This window comes from Actinomadura latina NBRC 106108 (assembly GCF_001552195.1).
In the GTDB taxonomy this organism is placed as follows: domain Bacteria; phylum Actinomycetota; class Actinomycetes; order Streptosporangiales; family Streptosporangiaceae; genus Spirillospora; species Spirillospora latina.
Genome location: NZ_BCQS01000003.1, coordinates 566,895 through 588,136 on the forward strand (window position 1 = coordinate 566,895; position 21,242 = coordinate 588,136).

At 69.3% G+C, this 21,242-nt stretch carries 16 protein-coding genes and 1 tRNA gene; 10 read left to right on the forward strand and 7 right to left on the reverse strand.

Features of this window, described 5'->3' with window-relative positions:
* Positions 1 to 91 precede the first annotated feature (91 nt).
* Positions 92 to 922 (forward strand): GNAT family N-acetyltransferase, encoded by an 831-nt coding sequence (locus tag AL2_RS03445; RefSeq protein WP_067629002.1) that lies wholly within the window; start codon positions 92 to 94, stop codon positions 920 to 922.
* A 14-nt stretch (positions 923 to 936) separates the two neighbouring features.
* Here the strand turns inward: AL2_RS03445 and AL2_RS03450 are convergent, their stop codons facing one another.
* Both AL2_RS03450 and AL2_RS03455 read right to left on the reverse strand, forming a co-directional pair.
* Positions 937 to 1,998, reverse strand: coding sequence for a fatty acid desaturase family protein (locus tag AL2_RS03450; protein ID WP_067629004.1), 1,062 nt, complete (start codon positions 1,996 to 1,998; stop codon positions 937 to 939).
* Between the two features lie 15 nt (positions 1,999 to 2,013).
* Positions 2,014 to 3,069, reverse strand: a complete 1,056-nt coding sequence (locus AL2_RS03455) for a ferredoxin reductase (protein ID WP_067629031.1) — start codon at positions 3,067 to 3,069, stop codon at positions 2,014 to 2,016.
* Positions 3,070 to 3,464: 395 nt separating this feature from the next.
* Between AL2_RS03455 and AL2_RS03460 the strand changes: the two genes are divergently transcribed.
* Together AL2_RS03460 and AL2_RS03465 are read left to right on the forward strand one after the other, a co-directional pair.
* The gene (locus AL2_RS03460; protein ID WP_245666290.1) at positions 3,465 to 4,973 is read left to right on the forward strand and encodes an alpha/beta hydrolase; all 1,509 of its coding nucleotides are present in this window, start codon (positions 3,465 to 3,467) and stop codon (positions 4,971 to 4,973) included.
* 63 nt (positions 4,974 to 5,036) lie between these two features.
* Positions 5,037 to 5,109: transfer RNA gene (locus AL2_RS03465), tRNA-Thr, on the forward strand.
* 394 nt (positions 5,110 to 5,503) lie between these two features.
* Here AL2_RS03465 and AL2_RS03470 read toward each other — a convergent pair.
* A complete protein-coding gene (locus tag AL2_RS03470) occupies positions 5,504 to 6,037 on the reverse strand; it encodes a GNAT family N-acetyltransferase (protein ID WP_067629036.1) in 534 nt (177 codons plus the stop codon).
* Between the two features lie 838 nt (positions 6,038 to 6,875).
* A complete protein-coding gene (locus AL2_RS03475) occupies positions 6,876 to 7,250 on the reverse strand; it encodes a MarR family winged helix-turn-helix transcriptional regulator (protein ID WP_067630202.1) in 375 nt (124 codons plus the stop codon).
* Between the two features lie 75 nt (positions 7,251 to 7,325).
* Here AL2_RS03475 and AL2_RS03480 point away from each other — a divergent pair, with 75 nt between their 5' ends.
* On the forward strand, positions 7,326 to 8,801 hold the full coding sequence (locus tag AL2_RS03480) for an MFS transporter (protein WP_157437990.1): 1,476 nt from the start codon (positions 7,326 to 7,328) through the stop codon (positions 8,799 to 8,801).
* Positions 8,802 to 9,171: 370 nt separating this feature from the next.
* Here the strand turns inward: AL2_RS03480 and AL2_RS03485 are convergent, their stop codons facing one another.
* Together AL2_RS03485 and AL2_RS03490 are read right to left on the reverse strand one after the other, a co-directional pair.
* Positions 9,172 to 11,556 (reverse strand): VIT domain-containing protein, encoded by a 2,385-nt coding sequence (locus AL2_RS03485; RefSeq protein WP_067629038.1) that lies wholly within the window; start codon positions 11,554 to 11,556, stop codon positions 9,172 to 9,174.
* Positions 11,553 to 12,242, reverse strand: a complete 690-nt coding sequence (locus tag AL2_RS03490; protein WP_067629040.1) for a MerR family transcriptional regulator — start codon at positions 12,240 to 12,242, stop codon at positions 11,553 to 11,555. The genes AL2_RS03485 and AL2_RS03490 overlap by 4 nt, the downstream gene beginning before the upstream one ends.
* Positions 12,243 to 12,612: 370 nt before the next feature.
* On the opposite strand from AL2_RS03490, the gene AL2_RS03495 reads away from it, so the two are divergent.
* Both AL2_RS03495 and AL2_RS03500 read left to right on the forward strand, forming a co-directional pair.
* Complete coding sequence (locus AL2_RS03495) at positions 12,613 to 14,373, forward strand: RNA polymerase sigma factor (RefSeq protein WP_067629042.1); 1,761 nt, start codon at positions 12,613 to 12,615, stop codon at positions 14,371 to 14,373.
* Positions 14,374 to 14,605: 232 nt separating this feature from the next.
* Positions 14,606 to 15,817 (forward strand): NlpC/P60 family protein, encoded by a 1,212-nt coding sequence (locus AL2_RS03500; RefSeq protein ID WP_245666294.1) that lies wholly within the window; start codon positions 14,606 to 14,608, stop codon positions 15,815 to 15,817.
* A 209-nt stretch (positions 15,818 to 16,026) separates the two neighbouring features.
* Here AL2_RS03500 and AL2_RS03505 read toward each other — a convergent pair whose 3' ends face one another.
* Entirely contained in the window at positions 16,027 to 16,518 is a 492-nt protein-coding gene (locus AL2_RS03505) for an inorganic diphosphatase (protein ID WP_067629046.1), read from the reverse strand.
* A gap of 164 nt (positions 16,519 to 16,682) precedes the next feature.
* On the opposite strand from AL2_RS03505, the gene dacB reads away from it, so the two are divergent.
* The 4 genes from dacB to hpt all read left to right on the forward strand — a co-directional run bounded on the left by dacB (position 16,683) and on the right by hpt (position 21,163).
* On the forward strand, positions 16,683 to 18,056 hold the full coding sequence (dacB, locus tag AL2_RS03510) for a D-alanyl-D-alanine carboxypeptidase/D-alanyl-D-alanine endopeptidase (RefSeq protein WP_067629048.1): 1,374 nt from the start codon (positions 16,683 to 16,685) through the stop codon (positions 18,054 to 18,056).
* Positions 18,057 to 18,304: 248 nt separating this feature from the next.
* The gene (locus AL2_RS03515; RefSeq protein ID WP_067629050.1) at positions 18,305 to 19,414 is read left to right on the forward strand and encodes a zinc-dependent metalloprotease; all 1,110 of its coding nucleotides are present in this window, start codon (positions 18,305 to 18,307) and stop codon (positions 19,412 to 19,414) included.
* Between the two features lie 61 nt (positions 19,415 to 19,475).
* Positions 19,476 to 20,471, forward strand: a complete 996-nt coding sequence (tilS, locus tag AL2_RS03520) for a tRNA lysidine(34) synthetase TilS (protein ID WP_067629052.1) — start codon at positions 19,476 to 19,478, stop codon at positions 20,469 to 20,471.
* 128 nt (positions 20,472 to 20,599) lie between these two features.
* Positions 20,600 to 21,163, forward strand: a complete 564-nt coding sequence (gene hpt / locus AL2_RS03525) for a hypoxanthine phosphoribosyltransferase (protein WP_067629054.1) — start codon at positions 20,600 to 20,602, stop codon at positions 21,161 to 21,163.
* The last annotated feature ends 79 nt before the right edge of the window (positions 21,164 to 21,242 follow it).

Below are 21,242 nucleotides of genomic sequence, written 5' to 3' on the forward strand. Positions count from 1 at the left end.
TCTACCGGGGCGGACACCGGGCGACGTGGTGACCCGGCACGCGCACAAATTCGCTTGTGGGGATCGGCGGGCACGATTTAGCGTCCGACCCATGGGTGTGGCGGACGGTGCGGTGCGGTTGCTGGGGATCGAAGACCTTGCCGCTTGTCAGCGGCTAGCCGGGGATCGTGAGTGGGGACGGGAAGACCGCAAGTGGCGGTTCCTGTTCTCGGTGGGGGACGTCTACGGCGTCGATGACGACAACGGGGAACTCGCCGGGACGGTGGTATCGACCCCCTACGGCAAGGACGTCACGGCCATCAGCATGGTGCTGGTCGCCAAGCGGTATGAACGGCGTGGTTTGGGCGGACGGTTGATGCGCCACGTCATCGACAACGCGAGCGCAGCAAGCCTCTGCCTCACCGCTACGGAGTACGGGCGTGCGCTGTATGAGCGCTTGGGGTTCAGGCCCGTGGGGTTGTGCACGACATATAAGGGTGTGTCGGACGGTCCGTCCAGGCGGGGTGTGTCCGTGCCGCTAGAGGCGGTGGACATGCCCGCCGTCCACGCGCTCGACACCGAAGTGTTCGGTGCCGACCGGTCGCAGCTGGTCGAGGGCCTGCCGTTCTTCTGCGAGACGCTACGGGTCGTCCGGGACGAGACCGGCATCGCGGGCTACGGCGGTGCGTGGAGGAACGACGACCGGGTCATCGTCGGCCCCCTCATGGCGCGGGACGCCGAAACCGCCCTCACCCTGCTGGACGAGGTCGTCCCTGAGGGGCCGATACGGCTCGACATCGACCACCGGCACCCGGAGTTGAACGCCTGGGCGGAGGAACACGGCCTCCGCCCCGCGTTCACCACCACGATCATGGAGTACGGCGCCCCGGTCGCGAACGACCCGTCCCGGCTCTTCCTCCCGGTCGCCCAGGCCCTCGGCTGACGGCCCGGCGCCGGTCAGGTGACCTTTCCGCCGGGGAGGGCGTAGCGGAAGATCTTCTTCCAGGTGCTCGTGACCTGCTTCGATAGCGATCCCGTGTGGTATGGCAGCTCGTACTTGTCGCACAGTTCCCGGATGCGCGGGGCGATCTGCGCATACCGGTTGCTCGGCATGTCGGGGAACAGATGGTGCTCGATCTGGTGGCTGAGGTTGCCGGTCATCAGGTGGAACAGGCTGCTGCCCGCGATGTTGGCCGAGCCGCACAGCTGCCGGACGTACCACTCGCCCTGCGTCTCGCCGTCGAGGCGCTCCTCCTCGAACACCTCGACGTCACCGGGGAAGTGCCCGCAAAAGATGATCATGTGGGCCCAGACGTTGCGGGCGACGTTCGCGGTGAAGTTCGCGGCCAGCGTGGAGACGAACTGCGGGCCGCTGAGCAGCGGGAACGCGATGTAGTCCTTGCCCCACTGGCGGCGGATCTTGCGGCCGATCTGGCGGAGCTTCGCCTTGGTGACCTCCTCGTCGGCCGTCCCCGCCCGGATCTTGTCGATCTCCAGGTCGTGCAGCGCCACGCCGTACTCGAAGAACATCGCCAGCAGCAGGTTGTAGAGCGGCTGCGGTAGCTGGGCCGGGCTCCACTTCTGCTCGGGCGCGACGCGCAGGATGCCGTAGCCGACGTCGTTGTCCTTGCCGATGACGTTCGTGAACGTGTGGTGGATGAAGTTGTGCGAGTGCTTCCACTGCTCGGCGGGGGAGACGTTGTCCCACTCCCAGGTCGTCGAGTGGATCTTCGGATCGCGCATCCAGTCCCACTGGCCGTGCATGACGTTGTGCCCGATCTCCATGTTCTCCAGGATCTTCGCGACGGTGAGCGTCGCGGTCCCGGCGACCCAGGCGGGCGGCAGCGAGGACGCCATCAGCAGGGCCCGGCCGGCGATCTCCAGGCCGCGCTGCCAGCGGATCACCCGGTGGATGTAGGACGCGTCGTCCTCCCCCAGTTCGGACATGATCTCCTCGCGGAGCGCGTCCAGTTCGGCGGCGATCGTGTCGTAGTCCTCAGTGGTCAGATGGTCGGTCATGGGTCCCCCAGAGCCTCAAAGGTCGATTTCCACGGGGCCGGCGGCGGCCGAGACGCAGGTCTGGACGATCTCGCCCTCGTCGCCGTGCACCCTGCCGGTGCGCAGGTCACGGACCTTGCCGGAGCACAGCCGGCCGACGCAGCTGTAGCAGATGCCCATCCGGCACCCGCTCGGCAGCAGCGCGCCGGCGCTCTCCCCGGCCACAAGGAGCGGCGTGCTCCCGTCGGCGTCCACCTCGACGCCGCTCTTCGCGAACGTGACGCGGCCGCCCTCGCCGCCGCCCTGCAGGACGGTCCGGAACCGCTCGACGCGGAGCCTCTCCTCGACGCCGCCGGCGCGCCAGAACGCGGTGAGATCGTCCAGCATCTCGCCGGGTCCGCAGGCCCACGTGTCGCGTTCCGCCCAGTCGGGGCAGATGTCCGGCAGGTCGGACGGCTTGAACCGGCCGTCGGCGGACGTATGCCGCTCGTGCAGCCGCACGCCGGCCAGCCGGCGAAGCTCGGCCCCGAAGATCACGTCCTCGGCCGTCCGGTCCGAGTGCACGAGCACGATGTCGGCCGGGGCGGTGAGGTGGCGGAGCATGGCCATGACGGGGGTGATGCCGCTGCCCGCCGTGATGAACAGCAGCTTCCCGGGGACCGGCTCGGGCAGCACGAACTCGCCGTCCGCCGGGGCCAGCCGGATGATCGTCCCGGGACGGATCTCCTTGACGAGATGCGCGGAGACGAACCCGTCGCGGGCGGCCTTGACGGTGATGGTGATCCGGCCGTCCCGCCGGGGCGGGGACGACAGCGAGAACGTCCGCCAGTGCCGGACGCCGCCGATGTCCACGCCGACCCGGACCCACTGGCCCGGCCGGTGGCCCCGCCAAGCCCGGCCGGGCTTGATCACCAGGGTCGCCGCGGCGGGCGCCTCGTGCCGGACGGCCTCGACGCGTCCGCGGAGATCGGTGGCCGACCACAGCGGGTTGACCAGGCCGAGGTAGTCCTCCGGCAGGAGCGGTGTGGTGAGGAGCCGGGCGGCCGTCACGATCCGCCGGCCCGTGCCCGGACGCCGTGCTGTTCCGATCACGATGCCTCCCCGAGGGCGTTAACTTACGCTTGCGTAACCTACGGTCGCGTAGGCATCGGGGTGTTTCAAGGCATCAGGCGCTAAAGCGACAGGCATCACACCATCGCACGATGTTCCATTGGTTGATGTGAAGTCTGATGACAAAAGTCGCGGCGTGGCTTGTCTCCCCGCACCGAAGGTCCGCAGTCCGGTGATCAAGGCCGCCCGCCCGCCCGCCTGCCTCGCCGGGGCGCCGCGCGCCGGATCGGGTCCGCGCCACGCCACACAGGCCCCAACTCCACCCCACACCCCGGCACGGTGGTGGCCTCCTGCGCCGTGCCGACGTAGCGTAGGCGGCGTCGTACGTGCCGCAATGACGAGACGGGGTCCAGGTGCGGGCAGGGAAATTCATCAGTGTGGCCACCGTGCTCGCACTGGCGATGGCCACCGGATGCAGCGGCGGCGACGGGAACGGCGACGGCGACGGCGACAAGAAGGGGACGACGGCGGCATCGAGCATCCCTGCGGGGCTCGAGGCGTTCTACAGCCAGAAGCCGTCCTGGAAGAACTGCGGCGGAGGCTTCCAGTGCGCGACCGTCCAGGTTCCCTTGGACTACGCCAAACCGGCCGGCGAGAAGGTCGGCCTCTCCGCGATCCGGCTCCCGGCCGGGAACAAGTCCGACCGCATCGGCTCACTGCTGACCAACCCGGGCGGGCCCGGCGGTTCCGGCGTCGACTTCGTCCGGCAGGCCGCCCGGACCTTCGGGGACGACCTGCGCCGCCGTTTCGACATCGTCGGCTTCGACCCGCGCGGCGTTGCCGACAGCGACCCCGTCCGCTGCAACACCGGACCCCAGCTCGACGAGTTCTTCGCCACGGACGCGTCCCCGGACGACCAGAAGGAGACGCAGACCCTCGCCGCCGAGAGCAAGGACTTCGCCCAACGCTGCAAGAGCAAGACGGGCTCCGAACTGCCCTACGTGGGCACCGTCAACGCAGCGCGCGACATGGACGTCCTCCGCGCCGCCCTCGGCGACGAGAAGCTCACCTACTACGGCGCCTCATACGGCACCTACCTGGGCGCCTTCTACGCGGAACAGTTCCCGAAGAACGTCCGCGCCCTCGTCCTGGACGGCGCCGTCGACCCCGCCCTCTCCTCGACCGAACTGCTGGTCGAGCAGGCGAAGGGCTTCGAAACCGCCCTCCGCGCGTTCGCCGACAACTGCGTCAAGTCGGGCAACTGCCCCTTCGGTGACTCGGCCGATGCGGTCATCGGCAAGATCTCGTCCTTCCTCTCGGCCACGGACAAGAAGCCGCTCACCAACACCCGCGACTCCCGCAAGGTCACCGAATCCCTGGCCGTGATGGGCATAGCGAGGTCGCTGTACGTCAAGGAGTACTGGCCCGTCCTGCGCCAGGCCCTCACCCAGGCGATGCAGAACTCCGACGGCACCATCCTCCTCGCCCTCGCGGACGAGATGGTCGAGCGCAAACCCAACGGCACCTACAGCAACCAGACCGACGCCAACATGGCCGTCAACTGCGTCGACAAACCCAACCCACCGGACCTCGCCGCTTACGCGAAGTACGCGGACCAAGCCAAGAAGGTCGCTCCCCGCTTCGGCCCCTTCGTCGTCTGGGGCGGCCTCCCATGCGTCTACTGGCCCGCCCAGACCAAGCAGGAGCCGAAACCCATCACCGCCAAGGGTGCCGCCCCCATCGTCGTCATCGGAACCATCCGCGACCCCGCCACGCCCTACAAGTGGGCCCAGAACCTCGCCGACCAGCTCTCCAGCGGCGTCCTCCTCACCTTCAACGGCGACGGCCACACCGCCTACCTGCAGGGCAACCCCTGCATCACCAAGGCGACCGACAACTACCTGATCACCACGGACCCGCCCAAGGACGGGACCACCTGCGGCTGAAAACCCGTGCACACCCACCCCGCCGGACCCGGTAGACTTCATCCCGCCGTGCCCGCACGGCGCGCCGCCTTAGCTCAGTCGGCAGAGCGATTCACTCGTAATGAATAGGTCATCGGTTCGATTCCGATAGGCGGCTCCCACCTTAAAGCCCTCCTGCGATCTTCGCAGGAGGGCTTTTGCTAACGGCCTTGCTAACAGCAGCGTCTAGGCGGCTCCGATCATGACTCGAGCGAACACGTCCGCCGGTTGTTGGGCGGCGACAACCCGCCGCTCGGCCCGTAACTGGTCGTCATGCACCCCCGCCGCCAGCGAACCCGCAGCTTTGCGAACGACCGACATGGCGGAAGGCGGGCCGATGGGCGCGGACTACGACATCGTCGACTCCGAAAACGTCGACCACGTCGCCGAGCAGTCCGAAAATGCCCTGTTCATGCGGTTGGAAGACCTGAACACACTGAACGTCGCTCCGCCGTTGGGCCGACCAGAGCGCGACGGCCCCGGCATCAGCAGCGCCCTTTCGGTCGTCTCTTCTAGGGGAGGATGTTCGGGTCGCAAGGGGGCAGGCTGGTCGTCATGCCGGTGGTGATCGCCCAGCGTTCGTGATCGCGCCAGACGCCGCCGATGTTGATGAACTCCGGGGAGAAGCCCTCCCGGCGGAACCCGAGGCGCTGGACGAGGCGGCGGGACGGTTCGTTTCCCGGCTGGATGTCCGCCTCGACCCTGTGCAGGCCGAGAGGGCCGAACGCGTACAAGACGGTCAGGCCGACGCCCTCCGTCATGAAACCCCGGCCAGCGCTCGGCGCGAACGCGGCGAAACCGAGGACCGCGCGGTCGTACGGTCCGCGGACGATGCCGGTGAGGGTGGCGTGACCTGCGATGGCACCCGTGTCCGCGCGCTTTATCAGCAGCGCCTCGCCGGCCGTCGGATCCGAGAACCTGCCCAGATACTCACGGAACGTCAGCACATCTGTCGGGGTCCTGACCCAACCGGCGTGTAATTCCGCGCTCTGTTCGGCGAGCTGGAGAAACTCGTCCTCGTCCGCCGCCCGCATCCGGCGCAGCATCACGCGACATCCCACAGTGCCTCCGTCCCTGGCCCCATTGCCCACGGACCGCTTTCGCCTAGAGCCCAGATTGCCCCACGCACCCCACGTCCCGCACTCCCCGCACAGCCACGTCTGTAGGACGAACACGCCCCCGCCACTTCCCCACCAGCAATCCGCACGGCGCCCAGCACGCCCCGCTCTCCGCCGCGCACTTGCGTGTATTTCAGCGTGGCGCAGGGACGCGCTGTACTCCGCTACTTGCTCCCGAGTGGTCCCGTATGGCGCCAGGGCCCGCCGCTCTCCACCGCGCACCTCTATGCGTTTCGTGTGGTGGTGGGACGCGCTGTTCTCTGCTGCCTGCCTGCGAGTGGTCCCGTATGGCGTCTGGGTCGCGAGGCTCTGCACCGGGCACTTGTGTGCGTCTCTGCCGGCGGCGGGGACGCGCTGATCTTCGCTGCTTGCTTGCGACTGGTCCCGTATGGCGGCTAGGACGCATCGGTCCCCACTGCGTGCTTGTGCGTGTTTCTGTGAGGTGGCCGGGGCGCTGGTCCCCGCTGCTTGCTCGTTAATGATTCTGCATGCGGACGGGATGAGCCGTCTCCGCCACAGAAGATCAGGCCGGATGGAACTCAGACCCAGGTTCACGCCGGACGTGGCCACGGAGTGGGCGTCGGCGTCGTCGGTGGGTGCGCGTTCGGGCATGGAAGCGGGTTCCCCAGCGAAAAGGCCCTTCTGCGTTGTAGTCCGTGTGCTCGGATGCGGCATCACGGGTAGCCGTAGAAGTCTCGGCGGAGCGGGAGCGGGGAGCGGGAATAGGTGCGCGTGTGCGCGGGCGGGCCCTGCAGATCAGATCGGATCAGGGGGTCAGGTTCTCGGCGAGGATCTTCAGGTGGGTCTCGCGGGCCTCGGCGTGGCGGCGGCGGCCGACTTCGGTGATCTGGACGAACACGCCGCGGCGGTCGTCCTTGCAGAGATCGCGTGCGACGTAGCCGTTCTTCTCCAGGCGAGCGACCGTGCGGGACAGAGCGCTCTGGCTGAGGTACATCGCCGCGGCGATCTCCTGCATGCGGCTCTTCTCACAGGCGAGATCGACTAGGCGGTCGAGCGTCTCGTACTCGCTCATGCTCAGGCCGTGGGCGTCCTGAAGGGCCCGGTCAAGAGCGCACGCGACGGTGTTGTAGCAGGTCGCCAGCTCGCGCCACCGGTCGACCAGAGCAGCCTTCGCCTCCATGGCGCGGATCGTACCATGCGCGCGCATCAGATGCATCGGCATTAAATTCCTCTGAAATTAGTGCGTAGACATTTGATGCACGTGCATGTACTGTCCTCCGACGTGGCTATCACCGACACCTCACCTGTCTTCACCGTCCGTCCGCCGGACGCCGAGCGCGCGCCGGCCGACCAGGCCTGGACGCCCCGGTTGTGGGGGATCCTTGCGGTCCTGTGCGCCGTGATGTTCCTCGACGGGCTCGACGTCTCAATGGTGGGCGTCGCGCTGCCGTCGATCGGCACCGAACTCGGCCTCTCCACCACGTCGCTCCAGTGGATCGTGAACGGTTACGTCCTTGGCTACGGCGGACTGCTCCTGCTTGGCGGGCGCACCGCCGACCTGCTCGGACGCCGCCGGGTCTTCCTGACCGCGCTCGCCGTGTTCGCCGCCGCATCGCTGGTGGGCGGGCTTGTGGACAACGGCACCCTGTTGATCGTCACCCGTTTCGTCAAGGGGCTCGCCGCCGCGTTCACGGCGCCCACCGCGCTGTCCATCCTGACCACCACGTTCCATGAGGGACCCGCGCGGAACCGCGCGCTGTCGGTGTTCTCCGTCTTCGGCGCCAGCGGTTACTCGTCCGGGCTGATCCTCGGCGGCCTCCTGACCAGCTTCGGATGGCGGTGGACGTTCCTGACGCCCGTTCCGCTCGCGGTCATCGCCCTCGCCGCGGGCATCGCGCTGATCCCGCGGGACCGGCCGGCAGCCGGCGGCGGCCACGACATCGTCGGCGCCGTGACGCTTACCGGCGGCATGCTGCTCGCCGTCTACACCGTGGTCTCCGCCCCCGACCGCGGCTGGCTCGCCCCCGTCACCCTCGGGTCCGTCACGCTCGCGATCGCCCTGCTGGCCGGCTTCGTCGTCACCGAGCACAGGGTGCGGCACCCGCTGATCCGGCTCGGCATCCTGCGGATCGCCTCCATCGTGCGCGCCAACCTGAGCATCGTCGCGCTGTTCGGGTCGTACCTGAGCTTCCAGTTCATGATGACGCTCTACCTGCAGGACGTCCTGCACTGGTCGCCGCTGAAGATGGCAATGGCGCTGCTGCCGGCGGGGCTCCTTGTCGCATTCGGCTCCCCGTTCGTCGGACGCCTGATCGACCGGTACGGGACCCCCCGTCTGATCATCAGTTCCATGACGTCCCTCAGCCTCGGCTACGGATGGTTCCTCGCCACGGCCGGGAACGCCCCGCATTACCTGTTCACGATCCTGCCCACGATGTTGCTGCTGGGCGGCGGATTCGCCTTCGGGTTCAGCTCGATCATGGCGCAGGCCACGGACGGGATTGACGACTCGGAGCAGGGCCTCGCCTCCGGACTCGTCCAGACCTCGGGCCAGGTCGGCGCAGCCCTGGTTCTCGCCGTGGTGACCGCGCTCGTCGCAGGCGGGACGGCCTCCGGCGGCGGCTTCGCCGAGTTCCACCCAGGCGTCAACCTGGTCAGTGCCGTCGCCGTCATCGGCCTGACCCTGAACCTGATTCCCCTGCTGCGCCGCTACCGCCCCAAGCACACCTGATCACCATCCTCCACCTGTGGGGAGCGTCCCTGGGGGCGCTCCCCACAGGTGGTTATGGACCGCCAAGGCCGTTGGGGCCAGGAAGGGCGTCGATGGGCGCTGGCCGCCTGCGGCCGACCCACCGGATCCCTTGCGGCGGGAAGGGATCCGGTGGGTCGGCCACCCACCGGATTCTTTCTTGCTTGGGGTGCGGGCGGCCTCTCCGGCGGCCGGTTGTCGTCGAATGAAGGGGCGTGGCTCGTGCACCGAGCCCCGGCGCGAGCGATGGACGGTGCTGTAGTGGTTCGCCGCGCCGGGCTTGGGGTGCGGTTGTCTGGTGCTGGGGCGTCAGCGTGGTGCGGGTGTCGACGGTGTTTTGGCCGTCTGTCGGTTACGTGGGGCGTTTCCAGAAGGGGCGGCGGGGTGGGGTTTCTCCCGTGAAGTCGGCCAGGACCTGGAGGACGCGGGTCCATTGGTCATTGATGGTGGTCTGGTCTGAGGTGGGCTGGAGGCGGCGCACGTCGTCGCGGAGGGTCGCCAGGGGAGTGGCGTCGAGGTACTGGGCCTCCATGCGCTGGACGATCGAGTCGAGGATGGGGACGAGTTCGCCCAGTAGGTAGAGGACGCGCTGGTCCTCCGGGATCTGGCGGAGGCGGTTGAGGACGTTGGTCAGTTCCTGCTGGAAGCCGGTGAGGGCGGGGACGCGCCGGGCTCGGCGCGGGGCGGGACCTCGCCCGGCCGATGTGCCGAAGGGACGGCTCGAACTCGGGGCACCGGCCAGTTCGCCGGAGGACGGTGCGGCGTGCTCGGGGGGTGCGCTTGCGGGGGCAGGCATGCCGGCGGGGGCGGGTGGGGGCGCGAACGGCGCCGGTGCGGCCGAGAACGTGGCGTGCGCGGCTCTTGGAACCGCGCTGGGCGCTGCCCAACCCCGGGGAGATTCCACCGGCTGGACGACCTGGTGCGGAGTTTCCCCCTCCGTCACCACTCGGCTGTCCACGGCCACGAACGCGGTGAAGCGGCAGAGGACGCCGAAGCGGAGCGAGGTTTCGACAATGCGTTGTTCGAGGCCGTCGGCGCCGCCCGTCGTGTAGCGGTCTTCGAGGTCGCGCAGGTGGGCACGGGCCCATATGGACGTGGCGGCGCGGTCGGTGGAGACGATGCCGGTGGCGCGTTGTTCCCAGGGCGTCCCGCCGGACGCGGTGCCCCGGACGGCGAGGGCCCCGGACGGGGAGCCGCGGAACCGGCCGGCGATCACCAGGGGCACGCCGGGGAACAGCGCGCCCAGGCGGGTCGGGGCCACGGAGCCTTGGACGATCTCCAAGCCGTCGGCGTGCAGGGTGAGGCCGGTCGCGACCGGTGCGGCGATCCGGTGGTGGATGTGCTCCATCGCCTCGTCGAGGCGGTCCTCGGATTCGACGAGTTCGCACCGCCCCTGGCCGATGGAGGCGAGCCGGTTCAGGAAGCCGGCGTTGACGGCCTGGTCGATGCCCACGGTGTGGACCCGGACGCCCCGGAGCCGCGGTTCCAAGTGGGCGAGGAGCTGGTCCTCGTTGCCGACCTGCCCGTCGGTGATGAGGACGAGCACCCGGTCACGTGCGGAGTCGGCGAGCAGGCGGCAGCCTTCGTCGAGCGGGGCGAGCATCTCCGTGCCGCCGCGCGCGTCCAGCGTCGCCAAGTGCTCGACGGCGCGGAACCGGTTGCGGTCGGTGCCGTCCACGAGACCGGTGCCGAGGTCGCGGGGGCGTTCGATCACGTTGTCGAAGGACAGGACGGCGAACCGGTCCTCGCCGCGGAGGGTGTCGACGATGCGGGCGGCGGCGCGGCGAGCGGCGACCATTTTCCAGCCGTGCATGCTTCCCGAACGGTCGAGGACCAGAACCACGTCGCGCGGGCTCGGCCTGGCGTCGCCGGAGGGCAGCACGGTCAGGTTGAACGTCCCCTCCTCCCCGGACTCGTCCGGGGCCAGGGACAGGGCCGCGGTCTCGTGCGGGGCGAAGCCGAGGCGGAGAATGAAGTCGCGGTCGAGTCTCTCTCCCGGTTGCAGCCGCACGGTCGTGCGGCCGCCGTCGCTCTCTTCGCTCACCACGTGGAGCGCTGACCGGATCTCGGTCAGGGGAAGCCCGGCCGGATCGATGTCGGCGGTGACAGCGAGCCGAACCGGGTTGGGAAACCCGGGGAGGAGGACGGGCGGGCTGATCCGGGATGCGTCGGGCACGGCGTCGGTGTCGTCCGCCACACCAGAACCGGTGCGCTCACCATCCAGGGGGGCGCCCGGGATGTAGCGGGGGGCCACCACGAGCGGGAAGCGGAACGTCGCGCTGGAGGCCGACTCGTGCGGCAGCGGCTGGTCGAGTGTCAGCCTGATGGTCACCCGTTCGCCCGGCAGGATGTTGCCGACCCGCATGGTGAACACGTCCGGGCGGTCTTCCTCGGCGATCGCGGCGCGCCGGCCCGCGGCGATGGCGGCGTCGTAGTCCTGTCGTGCTTGGGCGCGCTCTTTCAGCGTCCCTTCGATGATCCGGTCCGCGGCCTCCATGCGCAGTGCGGTCACGGCGGCGCGGTCGGGCAGAGGGAAGATGTAGGTGGCCTCGAGCGGCATGTCGAACGGGTTGCGGAAGCCCTGGACGACTTCGATCCCGGCGGCGAGGCCGGTGATCGTCGCGTGTACGCCGACGGAGTCGAGCGGCAGGTTGCCCTTGTCGGTGCTGAGCGCGCCGAGCCCGCCGTCGGATGCCGGAGGTTCGGTCTCGGGTAGCGGCAGGATGCGCACGGTCACGGGGACCTCCGGGAGTGAGCTGCGGACGGATGGGCGGGGCTTTCGGCGGGAGTGAGGAGACCGCGCCGGCGCAGCTCGTCGAGCAGCGGTCGTGCGGCGGTGTCGATCGCGGCGAGGTCGTCGTCGCTCGGGGCCGGACCGTCCAGGAGAAGGGTGAGGCCGGGCGCCAGCCGAACCCCGTGGACGACCGAGGGGAGCGGCCTGCCGTAGTCGGAGGAGATGGTCGCCCCGCCGTAGGACACATCAGGCCGGGCGGCCCAGAAGCTGACCCCGGTGGTGCTCGCGTCTTCATGGCCGCGTGCATCGGAGGCCTGTGAGCCGGTCCGGGTGGCGACACTCCCTGCGGCCGGTGGCGCCGGAGGCGCGCCGGCGGTGGGCAGAGCGGCGATCCGGGCCAGGGTTTCGTCGGTGGCGGCGGCGAGCTCCAGCTGGATCTCCGCGATCGATCGGCCCTCGGCCTGGCGGCGTTTCACCGCGACCAGCTGGAGGAGGTGGCGCGGCCCGTACAGGGCGGTACGGCCGCGGCGGCCGAGCGGCGGGTCGACCAGGCCGATCGTGGTGTACCAGCGGATCAGCCGGGCGTTGGGAACATCGCGCACCCGGGCGCTGACCTGCGCGGCTCCGTCCGCCGCGAGGGCGGCGGCGGCGCGTTCAGCCAGCTCGCCGATCGTCCAGGTGCCGTCCATGGCTCGATGATGACACTGTCATCGTGACAGTGTCAAGTCGAAGCCGAAATCTGCGGCGAAAGATGTGTCGCCCGCGTCGACTATGTGACCGGCCGGCGCGACAGCTCGACTGATCATGAAATAGGTCGGCCCGGAATGGAGGGGCCGAATTCATCCCTTCACTGTTCGTCGTCTCTTGATCGCTTACCGACATGACGCCCTGGTCATGTCAACCACGCGATACTTACAGTATGTCGGTCAAAACGCTCAAAGCTCTCAATTGCGACACTCCACGGGAGTTAACCGGATAGCGTAAGAATGGTGTTCGGTATCCATGTTGGATCTTCTGAAATGGCCAGTAAGGACCGCCAGGAGCCCTTACCTTTCTGGTATGAACGACCATCTCCTGGTCGAGGCGCTACGCGAGCGCGATCCCGGCGCCACGGCCGCGGTGTACGACGCCCATGCCCAGAGGCTCTACGCGTACTGCTGGTTCCGATTGCAGTGCCGTGACACCGCACAGGTCGCGTTACGGGACACGTTCATCGTGGCCGAGGCCCACATCGGCAAGCTGCGCGATCCTGACCGGTTCACGTCGTGGCTCTACGCCATCGCCAGGCTGGAGTGCGAACGGCGCCTGCCGCCCCGCACCAAGGCTCCGGACGTGCCTGTCGCCAGCCATGACCAGGAGGACGTCGACCAGCGCATCACGGCATGGCACGCGGTCCTGGCATTGCGTCCACTCTCCCGGGAGGTCCTGGAACTCGGGATCAGGCGCCGGCTGTCCGTTCCGGACCTGGCAGCCGTTTTCGGCCTGTCGCTGAGAGAGGCCGAGGAGGTGTTGGACCTCGCGCACAGCGAACTGGAGGAGGCACTAACCGCGGTCATACTCGCGCACCAGGGGCCGTACGACTGTACTGAGCGTGCGATGCTGCTGCGGGAGCGGTCCGGTGGACTCGCCCCGGACCTGAGCGCGCAGCTGATGGAGCACGCGGAGGCATGTTCCGTCTGTGGAGCGTTCCGCCCCAGGTCCGTGTCGGCGAAGAAGGTATACGGGCTGTTGCCCGATCCGCCCCCGGCGGCGGAACTGCGGCTGCGGGTGATGAGCTGTTTCCTGGACCCTGAACTCGTCGGTTACAGGCTCTTCGTGGCCACCCGTGTCACGGAGTTCACGCCCGATGGTTTCCCCCTCCAGGCCGTTCGGCCGGGGCGGCGGGCTCGTCCCGGCGGCCGCTGCTCATGGTTCTGCCGCCTCCGCAAGGCCCCTCCCGCGACGCAGGAGGCCGGTATCCGTGCACAAGTCGTCCGGGCGGCCATGGTGCTGACGGTGGTGGCCCTGCTGTCCGGTGGTGGGGTCGCCTCGATGTACGGGCTCCTGGGCACTAGCCGCAGACCTGCGGGGACGACCGCCGACCCGCGTCCGACAGTGATCCCGGGCGTCTCCCGGGCGCCGGAGATCGGACGGCTGTCCGAGGCGCCTCCGGCAGGGCCGGGGACCCTGGAAGCCGCTCCCGTGTCCGCCACGTTCCCGCTCGGCGCGCGCGCCTCCTCCGCGCCGGCGACCGCCTTGCCCGCCCCGCCTCCGGTGCCGGTGTCCGCGACAGAGCCGACCGCCGGCACCGGTGTCCTGTCGGTCTCACCGCTCTTCCTGGACTTGGCAGGAGGGTCGGACGGCTCCGTGGAACTGCGCGCGGAAGGCGGGCCGCTGGCCTGGCGGGCAACGGCTCAGGGAGCGGTACGAGTTGAGCCGTCATCCGGGCGTCTCCAGGCCGGACAGGCCATCACCGTGCGCGTCCACGTCTCCCGGCGGCCGGACGCACACGGGGAGGGCACCATCACCTTCCAGCCGGGAGCCGCCCACGTGCGTGTGACCTGGCGGCAGGGCGCGCCACCAGTCCCGGGCCCGTCCCCCACGCCGACGGACTCCGGCCCGGCAACCCCTTCCGCGCCGCCGGGTACGCAGCGACCGGGCAGCCCGCCGCCCGCGCCTCCCGAGACGCAACGGCCGGGGAACCCACGACCGTCTCCGTCACAGCCATCGACTCCCATGCCATCACCGACCTCCAGCAACGCCCCAGAGCCGACACCGTCTCCGACAGAACGGCTTTCTGTGAGCACCTCACCCGCCGTAAGCCCGACCTCGACCGCATGACCCGACCTCCACCCGCATGGCCCTGACTTCCACCCGCACGACGACGAAACCGCCGGCAGTTGAACCGCGGCAGGAGCGGCGGAAGTACTGACCGTTGCCCGAGACAACTACTCTTCGTAGGTGATCATTTGCGCTAAGCAGTGCATCCCCGGGGGAGGACGTGCTCATGGCATCTGGCGCAGCAGACATCCGCCGCCGTCGCGCGATACCGTCCCCTGCACGGAGCACGACGTTGCGGCTGGTCGCCCTCACCTCCGGCCTTGCGATCGGAATGAGCCTGCTGGTCCCCGCCGCGTCCGCACGTCCCTCCGCTGATCCCGGCCCTAGCGCGCGGGACGTTGAACGGAGCGAACGCCAAGTAAGGGAGCGGGCGGCAGAAGTCGGCCGGACGAAGGCCAGACTCGCGCAGGCGGACGGCGAACTGGACAGGCTCGCCATCGCCGCGGAGGCCGCCATAGAGCGCTACAACGGCGAACAGGTGGAGTTGCAGCGCTCGCAGCAGGCCTACAGGGACAACCAGAGCCGCCTTGCGGAGGCGAACCGGCGGGTGGAAGAGACCAGGGCCGAACTGGCGTCGTTCGCCGCCCAGGTCTACCGGGACAACACCGGCTACGACCAGATCTCGTCGGCGCTCGTCGGTGATGGCGGGCCGCAGGGCTTTATGGACCGCGCCGGCATGGTCCAGATGCTCGCCAAACGGCGAACCGCCATGGTTCGCAGGGTCGAGGCGTCCAAGAGCGTCGCGGACGTGTTCCGCCGCCAGGCGAAGGACGCGCTGGACGAACAAGAAGCGGCGACCCGACGTGCCGATGAGGCCAAGCGGCTCGCGCAGGAGGCGGTGGCGAGGCAGCAGGCGTCCGTCCACCGCATCGAAACTGAAAAGCGGCGCCTGGAGCGTCGCCTTGGCAGCGCGCAGGCCCGCGCGGCGCGGGTCAAGCGCGCGCGGGAAAAGGCCCGGGAGAAGGCAGAAATTCGCAAGGCGCGTTCTCTCCTCACTGGCTCCGGGGCTTCCGTCGCTGGACTGACCTCGTCTGCGGCGCGTGGTGCGGTTGCCGTCCGGGCGGCGCTCAAATGGCTCGGCACACCGTACTCATGGGGTGGAGGCAACACGTTCGGGCCCAGCCACGGGATCGCCCAGGGCGCGGGCACCGTCGGCTTCGACTGCTCGGGCCTGGCCATGTACGCGTGGGCCAAGGCCGGCGTACGGCTCGACCACTGGACCGGTACCCAATGGACGTCCGGCCCCCACGTGCCCATCAGTGCGCTGCGTCCAGGCGACCTCGTCTTCTTCGCCAGGGACCCGTCCGACCCCGGCACCATCCATCACGTTGGCATCTACATCGGCGACGGCCGGATGGTGGAGGCTCCCTATACGGGTTCCAGGGTTCGTATATCGAGGATCCAGCGGAGCGACCTGATCGGTGCCACGCGTCCCTCCGGATGACCGTGCGGCGCGATGATGATGGCCGTACGGCCGCATGGACGACGAGAACCCTTCCGCACGGCGTTCCGTGTGGAAGGGTTCTTCGCGAGTCGTCTCGCGGGGCGGCGGGGAGCGGATCAGCGCCGTCCGCGATTCCCGGCCCCAGCCCGGCCTGATCCCGGCGTGGCCCCGGCATGGCCCGGCCGGTCAGCAGGGCGGCCGGGCGGCGCTCAGTGGCCGCCCTGGTCCGCGGCGCGCTTCCGGGACCGCTCGATCTCCAGCTCGGCTTCGACACGTCCCACCCAGCTGGCGCCCTCGACGGACTTGCCGGGCTCCAGGTCCTTGTAGACCTCGAAGAAGTGCTGGATCTCCAGGCGGTCGAACTCGGCGACGTGGTGGATGTCGCGGAGGTGCTCCATACGGGGGTCGGTAGCGGGGACGCACAGGACCTTGTCGTCACCACCGGCCTCGTCGGTCATCCGGAACATGCCGACCGCGCGGCAGCGGATCAGGCACCCGGGGAAGGTCGGCTCCTGCAACAGGACGAGTGCGTCCAGCGGGTCGCCGTCCTCCCCTAGGGTGTTTTCGATGAACCCGTAGTCGGCCGGGTACTGCGTCGAGGTGAACAGCATGCGGTCGAGCCGGATGCGCCCGGTCTCGTGGTCCACCTCGTACTTGTTCCGCTGGCCCTTCGGGATCTCAATGGTGACGTCGAAATCCAAGATGTCCTCCGCTCCCTGCGCGCTCGCAGTGAATAGTCTCTCGGGGGAGCCCGTGGGTGAGGCCGGCCCCACAGGGCGGGTGTTCCCTCGTATAAGGATGTCGCACGTTGGTGAGTGCTGAGTGGGAGAGGGGCGGTCACGTGCCTGGACGGGCCCGAGCCCTCGTGATCCTGTCGCTGTCCCTCCTTAACGTTTTCACCGTCACCGCCGGGCTGGCAGTGGCGAAACTCACACCCGACCGGCATCTGTCGCCGCAGCCGCCGAGCGTGGCGCCGCGCGACCTCGTGCGCGTCCCGGAGTCGGTCGTGATCCCGGCCGCCGATCCCGGTGCGGGCCGTCCGCCGAACCCGTCCGTCCTGGCTGGACGGCTGTCGGCGCTGATCGGCGGCCCGAAGGCGAAGATCAACGCGGTGGTGGTGGACGCGGAGACGCGGCGGCCCCTGTACGAGCTGCGGTCCGACCGGCCCGCCACCCCCGCCTCGACGACGAAACTGGCGACGTCGGTGGCGGCGCTGGCCTCAGTCGGACCCGCGCACCGGATCACCACTCAGATCGTGCGCGGCGCCGGAAGCGGGATCGTACTGGTCGGAGGCGGGGATCCTACCTTGACGGCCCTTCCGCCGCGGCCGGAGGCCCCGCATCCGCCCTATGCGTCGCTCCTGGATCTGGCCCGTCAGACGGCTGCCGCCCTAAAGGCGGCCGGTGTGGGCCAGGTGCGAGTGGACTACGACGTGTCCGCGTATCAGGGGCCGCGTACAGCCGCTGGATGGAAGCCCAACTACCTACCGGACGGTGAAGTCGCCCCTGTGACCGCGCTGACTGTGGACGAGGGACGGGTCTCGCCCTCGGATCCGTCGAAGAAGACTCGGGTTTCCGACCCGCCCGCCGCTGCGGCGAAGCAGTTCGCGCGTTTGCTCTCCAAGGAGGGGGTCAGCGCCAAGGCAGGGCGACGGACGGTGGCGCCGAAGGGGGCGGCGCAACTCGGTGCCGTCCAGTCACCGCCGATGTCCGCTCTGGTGGAGCATTTGCTGACCGAGAGCGACAACGACGTCGCCGAGGCGGTGGCTCGGCAGGTGGCCATCAAGCTGGGGCGTCCGCCGACGTTCGCGGGTGCGGCGCAGGGCGTCCGGCAGGTACTGGCCGGGCTCGGGGCGGCGGAGGGCGTTTCGGTCAACGATGGCAGCGGGCTGTCGCCACGCAACAGGATCTCGCCGATCGCGCTGGCCAGGATCGTTTCGCTCGCGTCGGGCGAGAAGCACCCGGAGTTGCGCTCGGTGATCACCGGTCTGCCCGTTGCGGGGTTCTCGGGAACGCTGAGCCCGCCGCGCTACACCGGTGCGTCCAGCCGGGCGGGTGCGGGGGTGGTGCGCGCCAAGACCGGCACTTTGGCGGGTGTCAGCACGCTGGCGGGCCTTGCCTATGACGCGGATGGCCGGCTGCTCGCGTTCGCCTTCATGGCGGGGGACGGGAAGGGATCGGTCGATCCGGGGAAGCTCGACCAGCTAGCGGCGGCCGTCGCCGGCTGCGGGTGCGGCTGACCTTCGGTTATCCACAGGATCCTGTTCTGCTGCCGTGGGGTGGTGGGGGGCGGGAGTGTGGAGGGGTACGGTCCGCCCCCGGGCGGGAGGGGCGTTTTGCCGGTCGCGTCTGGGTTGTTCCCTACGGGAGATAACGCGTGTGGCCGGGATCGTACGGGAGATAACCAGAACGGTTGTTCGTTGAACGACCTAGTAGGGGCGCCTCGGCGCCGTCTCCGAAACGTACGGTGGAGTACATGAGCGCCTCAATGATCGACTGGAACGTGGCCGTGCAGGCCGGAACCCGGCTCGTCAGGCCGGGGCCGCAGGTCAGCTATGACGAGGCCCGTGAGGTCGTGAAGGAGTTGCGCGAGCTGTCGAAGGTCGCTCACGGACATGTGCGGGACTTCACCGGTATGGCCTCCGAGCTCGACCCGGACCCGGCGACGGTCGTGGACCGGCCCGGCTGGATCCGCGCGAACATCGACGGTTTCCGGGTGGTGCTCGAACCGCTCATGGAGCAGATGACCGAACGGCGTGGCCCCGGCGCGCTCGGCGGTGCGGGGAACGTGGTCGTGCAGGCGGTCGGTTCCCGCGTGACCGGTATGCAGGTGGGCGCGATCCTTGCCTACATGGCGAGCCGTGTCCTGGGGCAGTACGAGCTGTTCCTGCCGCCGGACCCGACAGGGCGTGCTGCTACCGGACGGCTGACACTGGTGGCGCCCAACATCGTGCATGTCGAGCAGGAGTTGGGTGTCGAGGCGCGCGACTTCCGCCTCTGGGTGTGCCTGCACGAGGAGACGCACCGCGCCCAGTTCACCGGTGTTCCCTGGCTGCGGGAGTACGTCCAGGACCAGATGACGAAGTTCCTGCTCGCGTCGGACCTCGACCCGGGTGCGATGCTGGACCGCATCCGGGACGCGGCCGAGGCCGTGGCGGACGCGGTGCGCGGCGGTGACGCCAACCTCATCGACGCGATCCAGAGCCCGGAGCAGCGCGAGATCCTCGACCGGCTCACCGCGGTGATGACCCTGGTCGAAGGGCACGGCGACTATGTGATGGACGCGGTCGGGCCGGAGGTCGTGCCGTCCGTCCAGCACATCCGGTCGCGTTTCCAGGGACGGCGTGAGGGCGGCAGCAAGCTCGACAAGACGATCCGGCGTCTGCTCGGCATCGACCTGAAGATGAAGCAGTACGCGGAAGGGTCCCGGTTCGTCCGGCGGGTCGTCGCCGAAGTGGGCATGAGCGGTTTCAACCAGGTCTGGGAGTCCCCGGAGGCGCTCCCCACGCACGACGAGATCAAGGAGCCCGCGCTGTGGATCGCCCGTGTCGTCGGCCCCAAGGCCATCGATACGCCGCCCACGGCCAACGAGGCCTGAATCTCCACGGAGCCTGAGCCGGGAGACCTGTAGGGCCTCGTGGGGTGGTAGACGTTTCACCATGGGGCCTGATCCGGCAGTGGCGTCGGTACGTCTCGCGGTGCGGAGGGCACTCGCCGATCTGCCCGGAGGCAGGACGGCGCTGGTCGCGTGCAGTGGCGGCGCTGACTCCCTTGCGCTCGCCGGCGCGCTCGCCTTCGAGGCGCCCAGAGCGGGACGTCCCGCAGGCGGCGTCACCATCGACCACGGCCTACAGGACGGTTCGGATGCGCGGGCCGACGCCGTAGTCCGGACCATGGCTGGCCTTGGGCTCGACCCAGCCGGATCCATCGCGGTCACCGTCGATGGGCCGGGAGGGCCCGAGAACGCCGCCCGCGACGCCCGCTACAAGGCGCTGGACGGGGCCGCTCAGCGACTGGGTGCCGCAGCCGTCCTCCTAGGCCACACCCAGGACGACCAAGCCGAGACCGTCCTACTTGGGCTGGCGCGTGGTTCCGGTGCTCGATCGCTGTCGGGCATGCCCTCCGAGTTCACACGGCAGGACGTCCGCTATCTGAGGCCCCTGCTGGGGCTCGACCGCGCCACCACACGCAGAGCCTGCGAGGCGATGGGCCTCGAACCGTGGGATGACCCTCACAACGTCGATCCCGCCTACGCGCGTGTGCGCGTGCGGCACCAGGCCCTCCCCGCCCTGGAGAAGGCTCTCGGGCCCGGAGTGGCTGAGGCGCTGGCGCGAACGGCCAGGATGCTTCGAGACGACGCAGAGGCCCTGGACGACCTGGCGGCCCGCTCCTACGCCACCCTGGAGGCCCCTGAGGACGGCTACCGCGTCGCGGTCCGCTTGGAGGGGCTCGAAAAGCTGCCCAGAGCCGTCCGCACGAGGGTCTTGCGGATGGCCGCGGTGAGGGCCGGCAGCCCACCGGGTACGCTCGCGGCGGTCCATGTCGATGCGGTGGACCGGCTGGTCACGGCCTGGCACGGTCAGCGGCACGTGGATCTGCCCGGCGGGCTACGCGCCTTCCGGCGGTATGGGAAGCTGCTGTTCGGCCCGGTATGACCTCGCGGCGTGTGCGAAACGTCACGCGGCGCGTCTGCCGTGCGCACCGCTTACACGGCGCGTGCGGCGGTGTCCGTCCTGCGTCCGTCCCACCGGACGGGCGAGAACTGAGCGATGAGGGTGGGGTTGTGGACGAGAAGGACCTGGGCGCCGACCTGGCGAAGGTACTGATCCCCGAGGACGATCTGCAGGCCAAGGTGCGGGAGCTCGCCGGGCAGATCGACGCCGACTACGCCGGCAAGGACCTGCTGCTCGTCGGGGTCCTCAAGGGCGCCGTCATGATCATGGCGGATCTCGCGCGGGCGCTGCACTCGCCCGCATCGATGGACTGGATGGCGGTGTCCTCCTACGGCTCGGGCACTAAGTCGTCCGGCGTCGTGCGAATCCTCAAGGACCTCGACACTGACATCCTCGACCGGCACGTCCTGATCGTGGAGGACATCGTCGACTCCGGCCTGACCCTGTCGTGGCTGGTCAGCAACCTGCGTTCGCGTGACCCCGCCTCCCTGGAGATCTGCGCGCTGCTGCGCAAGCCGGAGGCGGTCACGACCGACATCGACGTGAAGTACATCGGATTCGACATCCCCAACGAGTTCGTCATCGGGTACGGGCTCGACTATGCGGAGAAGTACCGGAACCTGCCGTTCGTGGGGACGCTCGCCCCGCACGTCTACGGCGGTGACGGGTCCTGACCCTCCGCCCGGGGCCGGGCTGGTCAGAGACTCGCAAGTCGGCCCAGGGAACAAGGAACCGTGACGAATCGTTGCAAGG

Coding starts and splice junctions, on each gene's coding strand:
- AL2_RS03445 (WP_067629002.1), top strand. CDS start 92: ATGGGTGTGGCGGACGGTGCGGTGCGGTTGCTGGGGATCGAAGACCTT.
- AL2_RS03515 (WP_067629050.1), top strand. CDS start 18,305: ATGATCGACTGGAACGTGGCCGTGCAGGCCGGAACCCGGCTCGTCAGG.
- tilS (WP_067629052.1), top strand. CDS start 19,476: ATGGGGCCTGATCCGGCAGTGGCGTCGGTACGTCTCGCGGTGCGGAGG.
- AL2_RS03490 (WP_067629040.1), bottom strand. CDS start 12,242: ATGGACGGCACCTGGACGATCGGCGAGCTGGCTGAACGCGCCGCCGCC.
- AL2_RS03450 (WP_067629004.1), bottom strand. CDS start 1,998: ATGACCGACCATCTGACCACTGAGGACTACGACACGATCGCCGCCGAA.
- AL2_RS03475 (WP_067630202.1), bottom strand. CDS start 7,250: ATGGAGGCGAAGGCTGCTCTGGTCGACCGGTGGCGCGAGCTGGCGACC.
- AL2_RS03470 (WP_067629036.1), bottom strand. CDS start 6,037: ATGCTGCGCCGGATGCGGGCGGCGGACGAGGACGAGTTTCTCCAGCTC.
- AL2_RS03495 (WP_067629042.1), top strand. CDS start 12,613: ATGAACGACCATCTCCTGGTCGAGGCGCTACGCGAGCGCGATCCCGGC.
- AL2_RS03480 (WP_157437990.1), top strand. CDS start 7,326: ATGCACGTGCATGTACTGTCCTCCGACGTGGCTATCACCGACACCTCA.